16 protein-coding genes are annotated in these 17,688 nt (G+C 31.4%); 7 read left to right on the top strand and 9 right to left on the bottom strand.

Annotated elements, in window-relative coordinates:
- Positions 1 to 51: 51 nt before the first annotated feature.
- Both mecI and mecR1 read right to left on the bottom strand, forming a co-directional pair.
- The gene (gene mecI, locus LQ668_RS06570) at positions 52 to 423 is read right to left on the bottom strand and encodes a mecA-type methicillin resistance repressor MecI (RefSeq protein WP_000369214.1); all 372 of its coding nucleotides are present in this window, start codon (positions 421 to 423) and stop codon (positions 52 to 54) included.
- A complete protein-coding gene (gene mecR1 / locus LQ668_RS06565; RefSeq protein ID WP_239775947.1) occupies positions 423 to 2,180 on the bottom strand; it encodes a beta-lactam sensor/signal transducer MecR1 in 1,758 nt (585 codons plus the stop codon). The genes mecI and mecR1 overlap by 1 nt, the downstream gene beginning before the upstream one ends.
- Before the next feature lie 96 nt (positions 2,181 to 2,276).
- Between mecR1 and mecA the strand changes: the two genes are divergently transcribed.
- Complete coding sequence (gene mecA, locus LQ668_RS06560) at positions 2,277 to 4,286, top strand: PBP2a family beta-lactam-resistant peptidoglycan transpeptidase MecA (RefSeq protein ID WP_239775946.1); 2,010 nt, start codon at positions 2,277 to 2,279, stop codon at positions 4,284 to 4,286.
- Positions 4,287 to 4,331: 45 nt separating this feature from the next.
- Here the strand turns inward: mecA and LQ668_RS06555 are convergent, their stop codons facing one another.
- The 3 genes from LQ668_RS06555 to LQ668_RS06545 form a co-directional block, all read right to left on the bottom strand.
- Entirely contained in the window at positions 4,332 to 4,760 is a 429-nt protein-coding gene (locus tag LQ668_RS06555) for a MaoC family dehydratase (RefSeq protein WP_000872606.1), read from the bottom strand.
- A gap of 96 nt (positions 4,761 to 4,856) precedes the next feature.
- Positions 4,857 to 5,600, bottom strand: coding sequence for a glycerophosphoryl diester phosphodiesterase (locus LQ668_RS06550; RefSeq protein ID WP_000958858.1), 744 nt, complete (start codon positions 5,598 to 5,600; stop codon positions 4,857 to 4,859).
- A 716-nt stretch (positions 5,601 to 6,316) separates the two neighbouring features.
- On the bottom strand, positions 6,317 to 7,486 hold the full coding sequence (locus LQ668_RS06545; protein ID WP_119634346.1) for a hydroxymethylglutaryl-CoA synthase: 1,170 nt from the start codon (positions 7,484 to 7,486) through the stop codon (positions 6,317 to 6,319).
- A gap of 101 nt (positions 7,487 to 7,587) precedes the next feature.
- On the opposite strand from LQ668_RS06545, the gene LQ668_RS06540 reads away from it, so the two are divergent.
- The 3 genes from LQ668_RS06540 to brnQ all read left to right on the top strand — a co-directional run bounded on the left by LQ668_RS06540 (position 7,588) and on the right by brnQ (position 11,634).
- Positions 7,588 to 8,745: a thiolase family protein gene (locus LQ668_RS06540; protein ID WP_239775945.1), complete on the top strand. Its 1,158-nt coding sequence runs from the start codon at positions 7,588 to 7,590 to the stop codon at positions 8,743 to 8,745.
- On the top strand, positions 8,745 to 10,022 hold the full coding sequence (locus tag LQ668_RS06535; RefSeq protein ID WP_107634085.1) for a hydroxymethylglutaryl-CoA reductase, degradative: 1,278 nt from the start codon (positions 8,745 to 8,747) through the stop codon (positions 10,020 to 10,022). The genes LQ668_RS06540 and LQ668_RS06535 overlap by 1 nt, the downstream gene beginning before the upstream one ends.
- A 253-nt stretch (positions 10,023 to 10,275) precedes the next feature.
- Positions 10,276 to 11,634, top strand: a complete 1,359-nt coding sequence (gene brnQ / locus LQ668_RS06530) for a branched-chain amino acid transport system II carrier protein (RefSeq protein WP_025907512.1) — start codon at positions 10,276 to 10,278, stop codon at positions 11,632 to 11,634.
- A gap of 72 nt (positions 11,635 to 11,706) precedes the next feature.
- Here brnQ and LQ668_RS06525 read toward each other — a convergent pair.
- Positions 11,707 to 12,848 (bottom strand): IS3 family transposase gene (locus LQ668_RS06525; RefSeq protein WP_239775944.1). Its coding sequence is split into 2 segments (ribosomal slippage): positions 11,707 to 12,578 and positions 12,578 to 12,848, totalling 1,143 coding nucleotides; the frame shifts between segments, so codons are not numbered across the junction.
- Positions 12,849 to 13,172: 324 nt separating this feature from the next.
- On the opposite strand from LQ668_RS06525, the gene LQ668_RS06520 reads away from it, so the two are divergent.
- Positions 13,173 to 13,340 carry a hypothetical protein gene (locus LQ668_RS06520; protein ID WP_158011165.1) on the top strand — a complete coding sequence of 56 codons (168 nt, stop codon included), beginning with the start codon at positions 13,173 to 13,175 and terminating at the stop codon, positions 13,338 to 13,340.
- Positions 13,341 to 13,396: 56 nt separating this feature from the next.
- On the opposite strand, the gene LQ668_RS06515 is transcribed toward LQ668_RS06520, so the two are convergent.
- Positions 13,397 to 14,350, bottom strand: coding sequence for a family 20 glycosylhydrolase (locus LQ668_RS06515; RefSeq protein ID WP_275066855.1), 954 nt, complete (start codon positions 14,348 to 14,350; stop codon positions 13,397 to 13,399).
- A gap of 221 nt (positions 14,351 to 14,571) precedes the next feature.
- Positions 14,572 to 15,063, bottom strand: a complete 492-nt coding sequence (locus LQ668_RS06510; protein ID WP_239775943.1) for a TspO/MBR family protein — start codon at positions 15,061 to 15,063, stop codon at positions 14,572 to 14,574.
- A gap of 93 nt (positions 15,064 to 15,156) precedes the next feature.
- On the opposite strand from LQ668_RS06510, the gene LQ668_RS06505 reads away from it, so the two are divergent.
- Positions 15,157 to 15,777 carry an NAD(P)-dependent oxidoreductase gene (locus tag LQ668_RS06505; RefSeq protein WP_103362164.1) on the top strand — a complete coding sequence of 207 codons (621 nt, stop codon included), beginning with the start codon at positions 15,157 to 15,159 and terminating at the stop codon, positions 15,775 to 15,777.
- Positions 15,778 to 15,950: 173 nt separating this feature from the next.
- Here LQ668_RS06505 and LQ668_RS06500 read toward each other — a convergent pair whose 3' ends face one another.
- Positions 15,951 to 16,115 carry a hypothetical protein gene (locus LQ668_RS06500; RefSeq protein ID WP_158006029.1) on the bottom strand — a complete coding sequence of 55 codons (165 nt, stop codon included), beginning with the start codon at positions 16,113 to 16,115 and terminating at the stop codon, positions 15,951 to 15,953.
- Positions 16,116 to 16,269: 154 nt separating this feature from the next.
- On the opposite strand from LQ668_RS06500, the gene LQ668_RS06495 reads away from it, so the two are divergent.
- The gene (locus LQ668_RS06495) at positions 16,270 to 17,571 is read left to right on the top strand and encodes an IucA/IucC family protein (RefSeq protein ID WP_239775942.1); all 1,302 of its coding nucleotides are present in this window, start codon (positions 16,270 to 16,272) and stop codon (positions 17,569 to 17,571) included.
- Positions 17,572 to 17,688 lie beyond the last annotated feature (117 nt).

Here is a 17,688-nt window from a genome sequence, read left to right as displayed (position 1 = left end):
CGACTTGATTGTTTCCTCTGTTTTCTATGTATTGTTGTAAATACAACAATTTTATTTTTTATTCAATATATTTCTCAATTCTTCTATTTCATCTTGTGATAGATCTTCTTTTTCTACAAAGTTTAAGACAAGTGAATTGAAACCGCCTTTGTATACTTTATTGATAAAGTTTTTAGATGTTTTATATTTTATATCACTTTCTTCTACAAGAGAGTAATATTGAAAAATTTTATTGTCTTTTTTACGATCTATAAATCCCTTTTTATACAATCTCGTTATAAGTGTACGAATGGTTTTTGGACTCCAGTCCTTTTGCATTTGTATTTCTTCTATTATATTATTCGCACTTGCATATTTTTTCATCCAAATGATATTCATAACTTCCCATTCTGCAGATGATATTTCATACGTTTTATTATCCATTATATTAACTCCATTTCTTTTAAAATACGCTCAGAAATTTGTTGTGCTTTTTCGCCATTCGCATTGTCTTCGCCTTTTAAATGTGTAGCAAAATAATACGTATTATCTTTCGTTTCAACATAACCTACGAACCATCCATTTGCTTCTTTGTGATTCACGATTCCTGTTCCAGTTTTACCTACATATTTATAAGTATCTTTTTGTTTCAAAGTCATACTATTTTCAACTTTTTCAATAGCCTTATTATCAAAATGCATGTTATGTTGTTTCATATTTTTCAACAAATTAACCTGTTCTATTGCAGAAATTTTTAATGAAGATTCATTCCAATAATTTTCATTCCCTGATATTTCTTCATTACCATATTCAATTTGATCTAAATAAGATTTAACCTCATCTTGTCTTAAATGTTTGTTTAAATTTTCGTAATACCAATTTACTGAATATTTCATTGAAGAATTTAAATTTTGATCTTGGTTCCATTCTTTAAATGGATATTGATGTTTATCCCATTGTTGTTCAGTATGATTTAATGAGAGTAAATTTTGGTCGAATGCCATTAACGCTAAATAAAATTTGTAAGTAGAATTAGGTGAATATCGTTGTTTACTTTCTGGTTCATTATAAATAGAATAAGCTTGCTCCCGCTCATTATAAAGCACAAAACTTCCATCAAATCCTTTGAAATACGGAGCTAGTTGATTTAATTTTTTATATGATACATTTGTTTCATATTTGTCTTGTTGAACATGTGCAGATAGTAACGGTGCTTGTATTAAAAGCGATATACTACATACAATATACGCAACAATACGCTTGTTTCGATTAGGTTTAGGTATTGAATCATAAAGTGCAATATACTTAACACGTTCTTTAATATTTGAATTAAAACCTAGTAAATATTGTGCTGCCACATTATTTATGTGATGAGATTTTAAAATAGAGCATTTTAATATCGATTCACCATAACGTATATGTTCATGTCGATTCAAAATTTTTAAAACGTTTCTATCACATACTTTTTCACAGTCATTGTCCATCATTGTTTTACTTATATATAGTGCAGGATTAAACCAGAATATCATTTTAAAAACAACATAAAGCTGGTTGAATATTAAGTCATGACTTTTCACATGTGATAGTTCATGTAGAATAATATATTCAATTTCTTTGTCATTCATGGTTTCGACTACGACAGTTGGTAGTACAATTTGGGATTTCACTAAACCAAATACCATCGGATTATCAATGTTTGAACTATAACTAATTGTTATATGCTTTTTGTAGAACTGCATCTTACTTTGACATACTTTAAGTCGTTCATTAAGATATGGCGATTCCAATGACGAACTTTTAATAATATCAATTTGTCGGAATGCCTTAATCATATAAAATAAGCACAACAAACTACCAAATACCCATATCAAAAGAATCATATACGTTATATTTGAGGTCTCAAACTGATTAACATTAATTGCTAAGTCTTTCGTAACAGATGATTGTTGACCATCTAACATATGACTAACCGAAGAAGTCGTGTCAGATACATTTCGATTCATCATATTTTTTGAAAATGTAAAATTCGATATTTTGTAAAATGGTATTAATGGAATTAACGTGGAGACGAGCACTAATAACCAAATCTTATGTGACATAATATTTTGAGTATATTTTATATAGAGCATTCTCACTAAAAAAATTACACATATCGTGAGCAATGAACTGATTATACTTAACATTAAAAAAGATGATAACACCTGCTACACCTCCATATCACAAAAATTATAACATTATTTTGACATAAATACTACATTTGTAATATACTACAAATGTAGTCCTATATAAGGAGGATATTGATGAAAAAGATAAAAATTGTTCCACTTATTTTAATAGTTGTAGTTGTCGGGTTTGGTATATATTTTTATGCTTCAAAAGATAAAGAAATTAATAATACTATTGATGCAATTGAAGATAAAAATTTCAAACAAGTTTATAAAGATAGCAGTTATATTTCTAAAAGCGATAATGGTGAAGTAGAAATGACTGAACGTCCGATAAAAATATATAAAAGTTTAGGCGTTAAAGATATAAACATTCAGGATCGTAAAATAAAAAAAGTATCTAAAAATAAAAAACGAGTAGATGCTCAATATAAAATTAAAACAAACTACGGTAACATTGATCGCAACGTTCAATTTAATTTTGTTAAAGAAGATGGTATGTGGAAGTTAGATTGGGATCATAGCGTCATTATTCCAGGAATGCAGAAAGACCAAAGCATACATATTGAAAATTTAAAATCAGAACGTGGTAAAATTTTAGACCGAAACAATGTGGAATTGGCCAATACAGGAACAGCATATGAGATAGGCATCGTTCCAAAGAATGTATCTAAAAAAGATTATAAAGCAATCGCTAAAGAACTAAGTATTTCTGAAGACTATATCAAACAACAAATGGATCAAAATTGGGTACAAGATGATACCTTTGTTCCACTTAAAACCGTTAAAAAAATGGATGAAGATTTAAGTGATTTCGCAAAAAAATTTCATCTTACAACTAATGAAACAGAAAGTCGTAACTATCCTCTAGAAAAAGCGACTTCACATCTATTAGGTTATGTTGGTCCCATTAACTCTGAAGAATTAAAACAAAAAGAATATAAAGGCTATAAAGATGATGCAGTTATTGGTAAAAAGGGACTCGAAAAACTTTACGATAAAAAGCTCCAACATGAAGATGGCTATCGTGTCACAATCGTTGACGATAATAGCAATACAATCGCACATACATTAATAGAGAAAAAGAAAAAAGATGGCAAAGATATTCAACTAACTATTGATGCTAAAGTTCAAAAGAGTATTTATAACAACATGAAAAATGATTATGGCTCAGGTACTGCTATCCACCCTCAAACAGGTGAATTATTAGCACTTGTAAGCACACCTTCATATGACGTCTATCCATTTATGTATGGCATGAGTAACGAAGAATATAATAAATTAACCGAAGATAAAAAAGAACCTCTGCTCAACAAGTTCCAGATTACAACTTCACCAGGTTCAACTCAAAAAATATTAACAGCAATGATTGGGTTAAATAACAAAAAATTAGACGATAAAACAAGTTATAAAATCGATGGTAAAGGTTGGCAAAAAGATAAATCTTGGGGTGGTTACAACGTTACAAGATATGAAGTGGTAAATGGTAATATCGACTTAAAACAAGCAATAGAATCATCAGATAACATTTTCTTTGCTAGAGTAGCACTCGAATTAGGCAGTAAGAAATTTGAAAAAGGCATGAAAAAACTAGGTGTTGGTGAAGATATACCAAGTGATTATCCATTTTATAATGCTCAAATTTCAAACAAAAATTTAGATAATGAAATATTATTAGCTGATTCAGGTTACGGACAAGGTGAAATACTGATTAACCCAGTACAGATCCTTTCAATCTATAGCGCATTAGAAAATAATGGCAATATTAACGCACCTCACTTATTAAAAGACACGAAAAACAAAGTTTGGAAGAAAAATATTATTTCCAAAGAAAATATAAATCTATTAACTGATGGTATGCAACAAGTCGTAAATAAAACACATAAAGAAGATATTTATAGATCTTATGCAAACTTAATTGGCAAATCCGGTACTGCAGAACTCAAAATGAAACAAGGAGAAACTGGCAGACAAATTGGGTGGTTTATATCATATGATAAAGATAATCCAAACATGATGATGGCTATTAATGTTAAAGATGTACAAGATAAAGGAATGGCTAGCTACAATGCCAAAATCTCAGGTAAAGTGTATGATGAGCTATATGAGAACGGTAATAAAAAATACGATATAGATGAATAACAAAACAGTGAAGCAATCCGTAACGATGGTTGCTTCACTGTTTTGTTATGAATTATTAATAAGTGCTGTTACTTCTCCCTTAAATACAATTTCTTCATTTTCATTGTATGTTGAAAGTGACACTGTAACGAGTCCATTTTCTTTTTTTATGGATTTCTTATTTGTAATTTCAGCGATAACGTACAATGTATTACCTGGGTATACAGGTTTAATAAATTTAACGTTATTCATTTGTGTTCCTGCTACAACTTCTTCTCCGTATTTACCTTCTTCTACCCATAATTTAAATGATATTGAAAGTGTATGCATGCCAGATGCAATGATACCTTTAAATCTACTTTGTTCTGCTTTTTCTTTATCTATATGCATATATTGAGGATCAAAAGTTGTTGCAAATTGGATAATTTCTTCTTCTGTAATATGAAGGCTTTTTGTTTTGAATGTTTCTCCTACTATAAAATCATCGTATTTCATATATGTCTCTCTTTCTTATTCAAATTAATTTTTTAGTATGTAACATGTTAAAGGTAAGTCTACCGTCACTGAAACGTAAGACTCACCTCTAACTTTCTATTGAGACAAATGCACCATTTTATCTGCATTGTCTGTAAAGATACCATCAACTCCCCAATTAGCAAGTTGGTTTGCACGTGCTGGTTTGTTTACAGTCCATACGTTCAATTCATAACCCGCTTCTTTTACCATTTTTACTTTTGCTTTAGTAAGTTTGGCATCTTCAGTGTTTACTATTTTAGCATTACAGTAATCTAAAAGTGTTCTCCAGTCTTCACGAAACGAAGTTGTATGGAATATAACTGCTCTGTTATATTGTGGCATGATTTCTTCTGCAAGTTTAACAAGCACAACATTAAAGCTTGAAATGAGCACTTCTTGATTCTGATTTAAGTTTGTTAATTGTTCTTCCACTTGCTTAACCATACTTTTAGAAAGTGCTAGTCCATTCGGTCCAGTAATACCTTTTAATTCTACATTTAAATTCATATTATATTCATTTGCTATTTTTACTACATCATCGAAAGTTGGCAAATGTTCATCTTTGAATTTTTCACCAAACCAAGATCCTGCAGAAGCATCTTTAATTTCATCATAATTCAATTCAGTTATTTCCCCGGACATATTTGTAGTCCGTTCTAAATAATCATCATGAATGATAATCAGTTGTTCATCTTTTGTAATTGCAACATCTAACTCCAACCAGTTTATACCTTCTACTTCTGAAGCAGCTTTAAATGATGCAATTGTATTTTCCGGAGCTTTACTAGGTAATCCTCTATGTCCATATACAGTTAGCATATTACCTCTCCTTGCATTTTTATTTTTTTAATTAACGTAACTGTATTATCACATTAATCGCACTTTTATTTCCATTAAAAAGAGATGAATATCATAAATAAAGAAGTCGATAGATTCGTATTGATTATAGAGTTAATCTACGTCTCATCTCATTTTTAAAAAATCATTTATGTCCCAAGCTCCATTTTGTAATCAAGTCTAGTTTTTCTGTACCCCTTATCTGCAATTTTACTGAGAATTGCTTTTAACTTACCTCTTATCTGCAATTTTACTGAGAACTGCTTTTAACAAACCTCTTATCTGCAATTTTACTTAGAACTGCTTTTAACAAACCTCTTATCTGCAATTTTACTTAGAACTGCTTTTAACGTACCTCTTATCTGCAATTTTGCCTAGAACTGCTTTTAACATACCTCTTATCTGCAATTTTACTTAGAATTGCTTTTACTATTCCTCTTATTAGTATAATCTCAGTAAGAATGCGTATAAAAATGAAAATTACAACCGATTTTGTAAGTGCTGACGCCTGAGGGAATAGTATGTGCGAGAGACAAATGGCTCGAGCCATACCCCTAGGCAAGCATGCACGTACAAAATCGTAAGATAAAAAAATAAGCATATCACTGTAAACTTTAAAAAATCAGTTTAGTGATATGCTTATTTATTTCGAGTTAGGATTTATGTCCCAAGCTCATCAAGCACAATCGGCCACTAGTTTATTTCTCTATCTTATATGTTCTGATATGGTCTTCTATACTGTATAAGTATACTTTTGAATATGGATCTTGTGTCAATTCACGTTCGAAATCAAATTCTTGATTATCAAATCTGTTAAAGAATGTTTCGTATTCTTCGACTGATAATTGCTCTCTAGATTCTAGCATATTTAAGTGTTTCTCTTTATCTAATGCTTTGTCATATCCTTCAACGATTGAACCACTAAAGATTTCTCCTACTGCTCCTGAACCATAACTAAATAGACATACTTTCTCTTCTGGTTGGAATGTGTGGTTCTGTAATAACGAAATTAAACTTAAGTATAATGATCCTGTATAAATGTTACCAACATCTCTATTCCATAATACTGATTCTTGGTAAGCATCCATTAATCTATTTTTGATTGAATCTTCTACGTTTTCCTTTAAAATAGTCTTGAAAGCCTTTTCCCCCATTTTAGTAAATGGTACGTGGAAACAGAATGATTCAAAGTCGTTTACAGTATATCCAGTACGTTTAGAGTATTCATTCCAAACTGTATTAAATGATTCGATATATGCGTCTTTAGATAAAGCGCCATCTACGACAGGATATTTTTCAGAAGTTGGTCTCCAAAAATCGTATACATTATTCGTATATGCTACGCTATCGTCATTTAATTCTAAAATTCTAGGATTATGACTTAATAATAACGCAACTGCTCCTGCACCTTGTGTAGGTTCGCCACCTGAATTTAATCCGTAACGTGCAATATCTGATGCGATTACAAGTACTTTTTTACCAGGATTGTTGGATAAGAAATCTTTTGCAAGTTGTATTGCTGCAGTAGCAGAGTAACATGCTTCTTTCATTTCTATACAACGCGCGAAAGGTTGAATATTTAATTGATTGTGTATTTCAACAGATGCTGCTTTTGAGTGATCAATTCCCGATTCAGTAGCTACGATTACCATATCGATATCTTTTTTGTCTTGCTCAGATAAAATATCTTGAGCTGCATTAATACCCATTGATATAATATCTTGGCTCACAGGATTAACAGCCATTTTTGTTTGGCCAATACCAATCTTGAATTTATTTGGGTCTACTTCACGAGCTTTTGCCAAATCATCCATGCTAACATAGAAATTTGGGATGTAAAAATCTAATTTATCAATACCTATTGCCATAATAATTTCCTCTCAATATGTTATTTTATAGTTAAATCATATCAAAATAACATATTTAATGACAATTATTAATAAATAAATTTTTTAAGGAGAACATAAACATGAACAAAGTTGTAATAGTTAGTGCTCAAAGAACACCTGTAGGAAAATTCAGAGGAAAGTTGAGTAACTACTCTGCAGTAGAATTAGGGACTGCTGCATTAAAATCTGCAATTAACAAAATTCAACTAGATCCTAATCATATAGAAAACGTTATTTTCGGGAATGTCATTCAAGCAGGAACTGGTCAAAACCCAGCACGTCAAATAGCAGTTAACGCTGGTTTACCTTATTCAACACCTGGTATGACTGTGAATGAAGTTTGTGGATCAGGACTTAAATCTATTATTTTAGGTAAACAACTGATCCAACTTGGAGAAGCAAATGTTGTTGCTGTAGGCGGCGTTGAAAGTATGACGAATACACCAGACCTTATTCTTAAAAAAGGTGATTCACCAGTAAAAAGCTTTATGCATGATGGCTTAACTGATGTGTTTCATCAAATAGCTATGGGCTTAACTGCTGAAGAAATAGCAACTAAATACGAAGTTACTCGTACACAACAAGATGAATTTGCTATGAACTCTCATTTGAAATCTGACAAAGCAACAAAAGCAGGTAAATTTAACGAAGAGATAGTACCTCTAGAAGATCTAAATGGTGAAACTATGACTTCTGATGAATTAATTAGACCTGAAAGCAATATGGAAGACTTAGCAACATTAAAGACAATTTTCAAAGAAGACGGTACAGTTACTGCGGGTAACGCTTCAGCTTTAAGCGACGGTGGTTCTGCTTTAATTTTAATGAGTGAATCATACGCGAAAGAACATGGCTACACAATCTTAGCAACTGTCGGACAACACGCTGAAATCGGCTGTGATCCATTATATATGGGTTATGCACCATTCTATGCTGTAGAGTCACTATTAAACAAGACTGGAAAAACAATTCAAGATATCGATTTAGTTGAGATGACAGAAGCATTCTCAGCACAAAGCATTCCTGTTAAAAAGAACCTTAACATTCCAGATGAGAAATTTAACATTTATGGTGGCGCGATTGCTTTAGGTCACCCACTAGGCTCAACTGGCTCAAGATTAGTTACAACACTTGCACATGCCTTAAAACAAGAAGATAAGCAAACGGGTATTGCAACTGCATGTATCGGTGGTGGCTTAGGTATAGCATTAATGATAGAAAAAGGAGTAGGACTTTAATGAAACCTTTAACGAAAGATTTCAGACACTTATCACGACCTGAGAAAATCAAACAATTAAAAGATCATGGTTGGATTAAAGAAGAATCTGAGCAAATATTACTTAACAATTCAGAAATAGATAAAGAACTTTTAGAGAATTTAATCGAAAATGTCATTGGTCAAGGTACGCTACCAGTAGGTGTCTTACCTGAAATTATAGTAGAAGATAAAGCATACGCTGTACCTATGATGGTCGAAGAGCCTTCAGTAGTCGCAGCAGCAAGTTTCGGTTCTAAACTTTTCAACAAATCTGGTGGTCTTAAAGTTGTTCAAAATGACAATATTAAATTAGGTCAAATCGTATTTGATAATGTTACAGATACTGCTCAACTATCTAAGGATATACTAAATTTAGAATCAGATATACACCAAGTAGCCGATCAAGTCTACCCTTCTATCCTTAAAAGAGGTGGCGGTTACCGCAAAATCGAAACGGATGAATTCCCTGAAGAAGGCATGCTTTCTTTAAAAGTTCATATCGATACACGTGATGCAATGGGTGCTAATATTATCAATACTATTCTTGAAGGTATTGCACACTATTTAGAAACTCAATTAAGTGATACAAACGTATTAATGAGTATCCTTTCAAACTATTCAACAACATCTGTGATTCGCATCGAAGGTAAAATTGCCGTTTCAGACTTAGAAAAAGGTGAAGTAAGCGGTGCAGAAGTCGCACACCGTATGGAGAGAGCATCTGTATTAGCGCACATCGACCCATACAGAGCAGTGACTCATAATAAAGGTGTTATGAATGGTATTAGCTCTGTTGTATTAGCTTCAGGTAATGATACGAGAAGCGTTGAAGCAGGTGCGCATGCTTATGCAAGTAAAGACGGACAATATAGAAGTTTAACAACTTGGAAATATGATAGAAATAACGAATTTTTAGTAGGTACAATAGAATTACCATTAACACTTGGCATTATTGGCGGAAGCATAGACCTCTTACCAATATCTAAAGTTACATTAGACTTACTAGGCGTTAAAACAGCACAAGAATTAGCGCATATTGTAGCATCAGTCGGACTTGCACAGAACTTTTCAGCATGTCGTGCACTCGTATCAGAAGGTATACAACATGGTCATATGAACCTACACTATAAATCATTAGCAATTAAAATCGGTGCAAAAGGTAATGAAATCCAACTAATAACAGAAGCACTTAAAAATATGGATAAACCAAACCTAGAAGCAGCACAAGGATTACTTTATGAGATGAGAAATAACTAGAAATTTGGTGAGCTTAGATATGCGATTCGGTGCGCTAACGATCTTGTTTCGCTTTCTTGGACGTTAGAATTTCTAACGATCTTGATTTCGTTTCTTGATCGTTAGCGCCACAAAAGTAAACATAAAAGAGCCTAGAACAGTATTCATCCTTGTTCTAGGCTCTTTCTTTGTATATCCTCAATATCAATTTGACATCTTCTTACAAAACACATTAAGATAGTGAAGTTGATTAAAAAAATAGGAGAAATTTATCATCATGAAAAATAAACTTACTTTTAAAGAAAATATATATATCGGATCATTACTTTTTGGCTTGTTTTTTGGAGCGGGAAATTTAATCTTCCCTATTCATTTAGGTCAATTGGCAGGATCGAATGTTTTAACGGCCAATATTGGTTTCTTAATTACTGCGATTGGTTTACCATTCTTAGGAATTATCGCAATTGGTATTTCTAAGACGAATGGTATTTTTGAAGTAACGACACGTGTAAATCGCAAATATGCTTATATATTCACGATTTTACTTTATCTTGTAATTGGTCCCTTTTATGCTTTACCTAGGCTTGCAACGACATCGTTTGAAATTGCATTTACACCGTTTATTTCAGATTCATCTGTCACATTATATTTATCGATATTTAGTATTTTATTCTTCTTAGTTGCTTGGTTTTTCTCAAAAAAACCTTCAAAAATTCTAGAATATATCGGTAAATTTTTAAATCCTGTATTTTTAGTCCTTTTAGGCTTATTGATTTTATTAGCGTTTATTAATCCAATTGGACAAGTATCAAATGCTAATATTAGTCCTGATTATGAAAACAGCGCGTTATTAAAAGGTTTCATTGATGGTTATAATACGCTAGATGCTTTAGCTGCACTTGCATTCGGTATTATTATCGTATCAACTATTAAAAAGTTAGGTATTACAAACCCAAATCATATTGCGAAAGAAACATTCAAATCTGGTACGATTAGTATTATTTTAATGGGTATTATTTATAGTTTATTAGCATTTATGGGTACGATGAGTTTAGGTCATTTTAAAGCGAGTGAAAATGGTGGCATAGCTTTAGCTCAAATCGCACGATATTATTTAGGTGATTACGGCATCATATTACTATCACTCATCATTATCGTAGCTTGCTTAAAAACTGCTATTGGCCTAATCACAGCCTTTTCAGAAACATTCACAGAACTATTTCCAAAGCAAAACTATTTAATGTTTGCAACAGTTGTAAGTATTATTTCATGTATTTTTGCTAATGTTGGTTTAACAAAAATTATTGAATACTCTACACCAGTATTAATGTTTTTATATCCTTTAGCGATTACAATTATTTTGCTAACGTTATTCAGTTCATTCTTTAATCATTCAAAAATCATTTATCAATTTACGACATATTTTACAATGATCGCTTCATTTGTTGATGGTATTAAAGCAAGTCCTGAATTCATCGCAAATACAGGTTTTGCACATGCAGTTATCACTTTTGGCGAAAAATTCTTACCATTCTTCACGATTGGAATGGGTTGGGTATTACCAGCCGTTGTCGGATTTATCATCGGCTTCATCGTATATCAATTTAAGAAATCATCATACAAAACAACATAATTCAGACAAAAGCAAGTTACCTCGACTAGGCACTGCACCCTTACTAAGGGAGCTCAATAAAAACACTATTTTCTAGGCTGCTAATCCCCTATATTCTATAGGGGATAAGTAGCCTAGTTTTTGTTGAATTCTAACTTTATTATAGTTTTCAATGTAATTTTCGACAATATCTATTACAATGGTATTAGAGCTTCTAAGCTCACTGTTTAAGTAGAATGTTTCACACTTTATAGAGGCATGAAAACATTCTATTGGGGCATTATCAGCTGGCGTTCCCTTACGGGACATGCTTCTGGTAATGCCTTTTTCTGTACATAGGGCATAGTATTCATAAGAAATATACACACTTCCTTGATCACTATGTAATATAGTACCTGGTTCCAATTGAAGTTGTTTTAATGTCTCATTTACTAATTCTTGATTTTGTTTATTACCGATTTTATATGCCACAATTTCACCATTGTAAGCATCCATGATAGATGAAAGATACAACATTGTATTCCCGAAGGGTAAATAAGTGATATCTGTTAAAAGTACTTCTAAAGGTTTCTCTGCTTTGAAGTTTCTATTTAATAGATTATGTGTCTTATAATATGCATTCCCTGGTCTTTTCGATTTCTTCATTCGTACTTTACAATTTAAATTATGTTTTTGCATAATCCTTTGTACTTTTTTGTGATTAATTGGTTTATTATTTTTTCTATTTAATAAGGCAGTTATTTTTCTATAGCCATATGTAAAACGATGTTTCTTACATAATTCTATAATTTCACGTTCATCCTCAGATATACTGAAATCTTTGTTTTTCCATCTGTAATAATTTGATTTTGGAATATCTAAAGTTTCTAAAATGAGTTTTACTGTATATTTAGATTTTAATTCATTTACTAATTCAACAACTACTTCTGGGACCACTTCCTTTCCAATTCCTTGTACTTTTTTAAAATTTCATTTTCTACTTCTTTGCGCTTTAATTGAAATTTGAGCGATTCAACAGTACTTAACTCTTCTATACCTTTTCCATAGGAATATTGTTTACCCACTTGTTGATTAAACCTATGTGTTTCACCATCTCTATACCATTTCCACCACTTATTAACTTGAGATTCATTTTTAATATTTAAAGTATCCATTATTTCTCTTGTGCTAAATCCTTTGAGTTTCATTTCTACTACTTTATATTTTGTTTCAACTGAATATGCCACTCTTTTCATAGAAAAAACACCTCCGTATAAATTCATTTTAATATGAATTCAATGAAAGTGTTTTTATTTTACTCCCACATCCTGGGGTTAGTGCAAATCAATATATGGCGTGTTTTTTATATGGAGATATCATTTATAAAAATTTCCGTAAAACAATTTATAGATATACTTCAACGGTTTACTAAACCTATTCTTTTTTCGTATAAATTGTTGTAAAAAAATAACATAATAATTATCATTTTGTTTATCCAATATTTTAATTACTTTTTTTGTTATAAATTTGCTTTTTTTGGGTATTACATATATAGCTATACTAGAGAAAGAGGTAGAACCATGGTTATGAACAACGGGAAAGGCTATTATGAAGATATCAGTGATGATTTGTTGTATGTTTCACAATCTATTAGCCAAAAAATCTCATCTGAAGATTTTAATTTATCAGATGAGAAGGAGATTATTAAAGACATTCTAGAAAAGTTGGAATCCCAATCCTCAGAATAATTCGTTATATACCGTCATAACGACTGCTCAAACTCCCATAGCAATCGTTATGATTTTTACTTTTTAAGATTAAAATATGCTTTAATCAAAGGCACCTCTTGATTGATTAATTCTTCTTGTGTCATATCAGTTGCATGTTCACCCCAAAATGATAATGCAGATCCTTTAACATTTTGACTATTCACTTCATTATAAGGATTCTTATTATAATAAAATTTGTTATATGCATATGCCCAACCTATATATTCAGCCTGTTCATTAATATCGTCCTGGCTAAACTGTTTTGAAGGCAAGAAATATAACGAATAATAATTATAGTTATATACATCAAAATAATATTTATCAAAATCTTCTACAGTTAAATTAGATTTATTGTCTTCATTTTGCTTCCAATATAATATTGAATAATGGTTATTTAAAGACTTCACCCCTTCATGCGTGACCATATCATTCCACATCTGTGGCTCATATCCTTGTTGAAATGCATAGTCACCTATTTGATTCATATATTCTATAAAGCTATTTTGATGCGCACCTCCACCTGCTACTTCATCCCCACCGAGTACAATTCGTTGTTGTTCTGCAAATTGAGGTTGTTTAAACAACTCTGTTATTTCATCAATTTGTCTATTTGTAACATCTACTGCTTTACGATTTGAGAAAAAATCTAAAGTGTTATCACTATAATCACTGATTATTTCTTGATATAATGATTTATCATTTTGTTTAATCAAAGATAAAAAAGCTTTGGAATGAGAGGGAAAATCCATATCTGGAATGACCATTACATTTAAATCATTACTATACTCAATAAGTGATTTCACTTCTGTTTTTGTTAAATAACATGGATTAGAAAAACTTTTACGATCAAAATATTCTGATTCAATTGCGTAATTTTCATCATCTGAAAAATGTAATTGAAGGTATTGACCATTGTGATCATGTATATATTTAACGATGGTTTTTAAAGTTTCTAAGGAATATGATTTTCTTGCGATGTCTACGGTGATACCTTTTTGTATATTTTAAGCTTGTACTTCATTGTTTAAAAAAGTGAAACTTAATAAAACAGATAAAGTGATTAGTATTTTACTTTTCATGTTGTCACCTTTTTCTATATAGTATGCAAACTGTTTTAATATGTATATTGATATATTTTAAGCGGAAACTCAATTGAGCTATCCCGCTTAAAATATATACAAAAATGCTTTTTATTAACTAAGCAAATTCTCTACTTCTCAGTATATCTCGGGTTATCTTTATTAAGTGTCCAATTACCTGTTGTTAAATATGAGGCATAGGCAGACCAACAAACATAAGGGATTAATAACCACCCTGCTGACTTATTCACTTTATAAAATTGAACAGTTGTTAAAATGACTGCACTCAATAAAACATAACTTTCAATAAGTGCTGTACCTCTTAATTTATATTTAAAATAAAGAATTGACCATAAATAATTTAAGCCCAACTGACTATAATAAGTAGTCTGTGTTGATTTAGTAGCACGCTCTTTCGTTATAATAGAATGTGCGATACCCATGCTTAAATATAGTATAGGCCATACAATTGGGAATATATACCCAGGTGGTGAGAATGGTGGTTTTTTATTTTTAGAATAGTCCTTTGGTGCGTTTTGAACAGCATATTTTCCGATTAGTCTACCACCAACTAACGGTGTTGAAATGATACCAGCGTATTTCAATATTTTACTTAATTTCATACAGAATCACCTTTTCAAAAGTTTGATGTCTAGTATATATACCCGAATTTGTCTATCATTAAAATAAGAACTTTTATAAAAGGAGTAATACAAATGAAAATATTAATTTTAGGTGCTACAGGCAGAGTTGGACAAGAAGTATTAACACACGCACTATCGGACGGTCATGACGTAACCGTACTCGTTCGCGATAAAAATAAATTATGCGTCGACCATCAATCTGTGAGACTAATCGAAGGAAATGTATTAAATCCAAATGATATTCAAAAAGCAGCTGAATGTAACGACATTATTGTAAGTGCATTAAGTACAGACGGCTCCACTACATTATCAGAAGCTATGCCATTAATTATTGAAACAATGTCACAACAAGGCATTAAACGTATCATCACAATAGGTACTGCTGGCATATTACAAAGTCGAACTGACAAGAATTTACTACGCTATCAATCTAACGAATCTAAAAGACGCACAACACGTGCAGCAGAAGAACATCATAAAGTTTATACAATGCTTAAAGATTCAGAGCTAGATTGGACAATCATATGCCCAACCTATTTACCAGATGGCGAAAGAATCGGACAATACAGAGTCGAACGAGACTACTTACCAGAGAATGCCGTGAAAATATCTGTCCCAGACACAGCAGACTTCGTTTACGATCAAATATCGTCCGACGTATTTATTCAATCACGCGTTGGAATAGGATATTGATATAGAATTCTGAAATAGATTATAAAGACAATTCAACAAATACAAATGAAGCGACAACTGCAACATTATTCGCAATGTTAGGAAGTTTATTGTTCTTCAGAAAGCGTAAAACTGATAAATAATAAGATAACCCCTAAGAGATGTTTCATATGAAACATCTCTTAGGGGTCTTTTTATACTTTCATACTTTTAGGAGGAATCATTGCCCAACATATAAGTAATAATATAAATACAATTGCTGGGACTAGAAATCCGTGGATAGATATTGTTGCGACAACTGTTGCGATCAATGCAGATCCGAAGCTAGATCCAATATTTTCTACAATATTAAAATCCAACCTTTTTAGACTAACTAAAGTATTAAAATAATAGTTTTATATAATTTATCATAATTATTTATTATTATTTTCTATCATTGACAAACCTTGCAAACCCCCTATAATTGAGAATGATTCTCACTATATAAATTATTTGAAAAGGAAGTTGATCTTTTTGGAAATCGTATGTAACGAACAGATACAAGAAATACGTCAATATTTTCAAAATTTTTCAGAAGAAGACATAACAACTTTATATCAGAAAGCATACCGCGAAATCACGCGACGTATTGGTCAATTATCAAGTTTTGAAGATATTGATCAAGATGTCATTTATGATGATGAAAGCTTAGTACACGAAATTCAAGATTCTATTCGTAACCTCACTTTGAGTTATATTCAATTCGAACGTGATCATCAACAATATGGTCACCGTTATCAAAATATTTTTGAGTTTGTTGAACAAGAAAATATATCAGATGTCTTTTTTGAACAAAGTGTTACTGAGGGACATCCTTTTCACCCAATGACTAAGACAAAATTAGGATTCTCTATTGATGATGTTATTAAGTTTTCACCAGAATTTAGACAAACGGTGAATGTCATTCCTCTATTGTGCAATAAAGATTTTATAGATGAAATCAATATCTATCAATCACCTGCATTAGAGACTTTTAAAAAGAAAATTAATACATATTGTAAAGAACATGGCATTAAATTTGAAAACTATGCATTACTGTTTATTCATGAATGGCAATTGAAGCATTTTCTGTTACCACAGTTTGAAACATGTTTCGAACAACAGTTCATGATTCCATTACACGATTTAGATGAAGCCATTCAAATCTGTCACGACACAGAAAAAATCACTTTAACAGGTTTCCACTTTCATGCAATGAGCAATAATTTAGATGAAGATGCTCACGTCACATTCATTGAAAGTGCACTTGAATTTACGCATCAATATCAATCACATTTACCGGAAGAATATGCGATTAATGTAGGTGGTGGTATAGGTATCGACTATGATGAGCAAAAATATTTTGATTTTGATTATTTTGCAACACGTATCCATCACTTACCCCGTTTAACATTTGAACTTGGTCGTTTTATTACAGATCCTATAGGTTATTATGCCGCTCATGTTTACGATATTAAATCTATGCATGATCAAACATTCGTCTTATTAAACGGTGGCACAAACCATTTTAGATTTCCAAAAGCGTGGCAACATCATCAACCGTTTGAAATCATTCATTCGCATTCAACATCTAACAGAATAAAGTCCATCACTAATGATACGGTCGTATTAGCTGGAAAACTATGTACACCGAATGATGTATTTGGTCTCCCCTATGATATTGAAAGCATACAAACTGGTGACTGGGTAGTGTTCAAATATGCTGGAAGTTACGGATATGACATTAGCCATTTACAATTTTTATCTCATGAACTGCCGCTTATTCAATATATTTAAATATATTTTATTTAAACTAAAAGTATATTCCAAAAACATATTGACAAAAAAAGGTAGTATTTTATAATTGAAAATGAAAATCATTATCATAATTCAACTTGAGAAAGAGGTTAAAGA

It is taken from the genome of Mammaliicoccus sp. K-M42, from assembly GCF_022386375.1.
Classification (GTDB): domain Bacteria; phylum Bacillota; class Bacilli; order Staphylococcales; family Staphylococcaceae; genus Mammaliicoccus; species Mammaliicoccus fleurettii.
The sequence above is the reverse complement of the archived record's forward strand: the minus strand, read 5'-3'. Positions and strand labels throughout refer to the sequence as shown.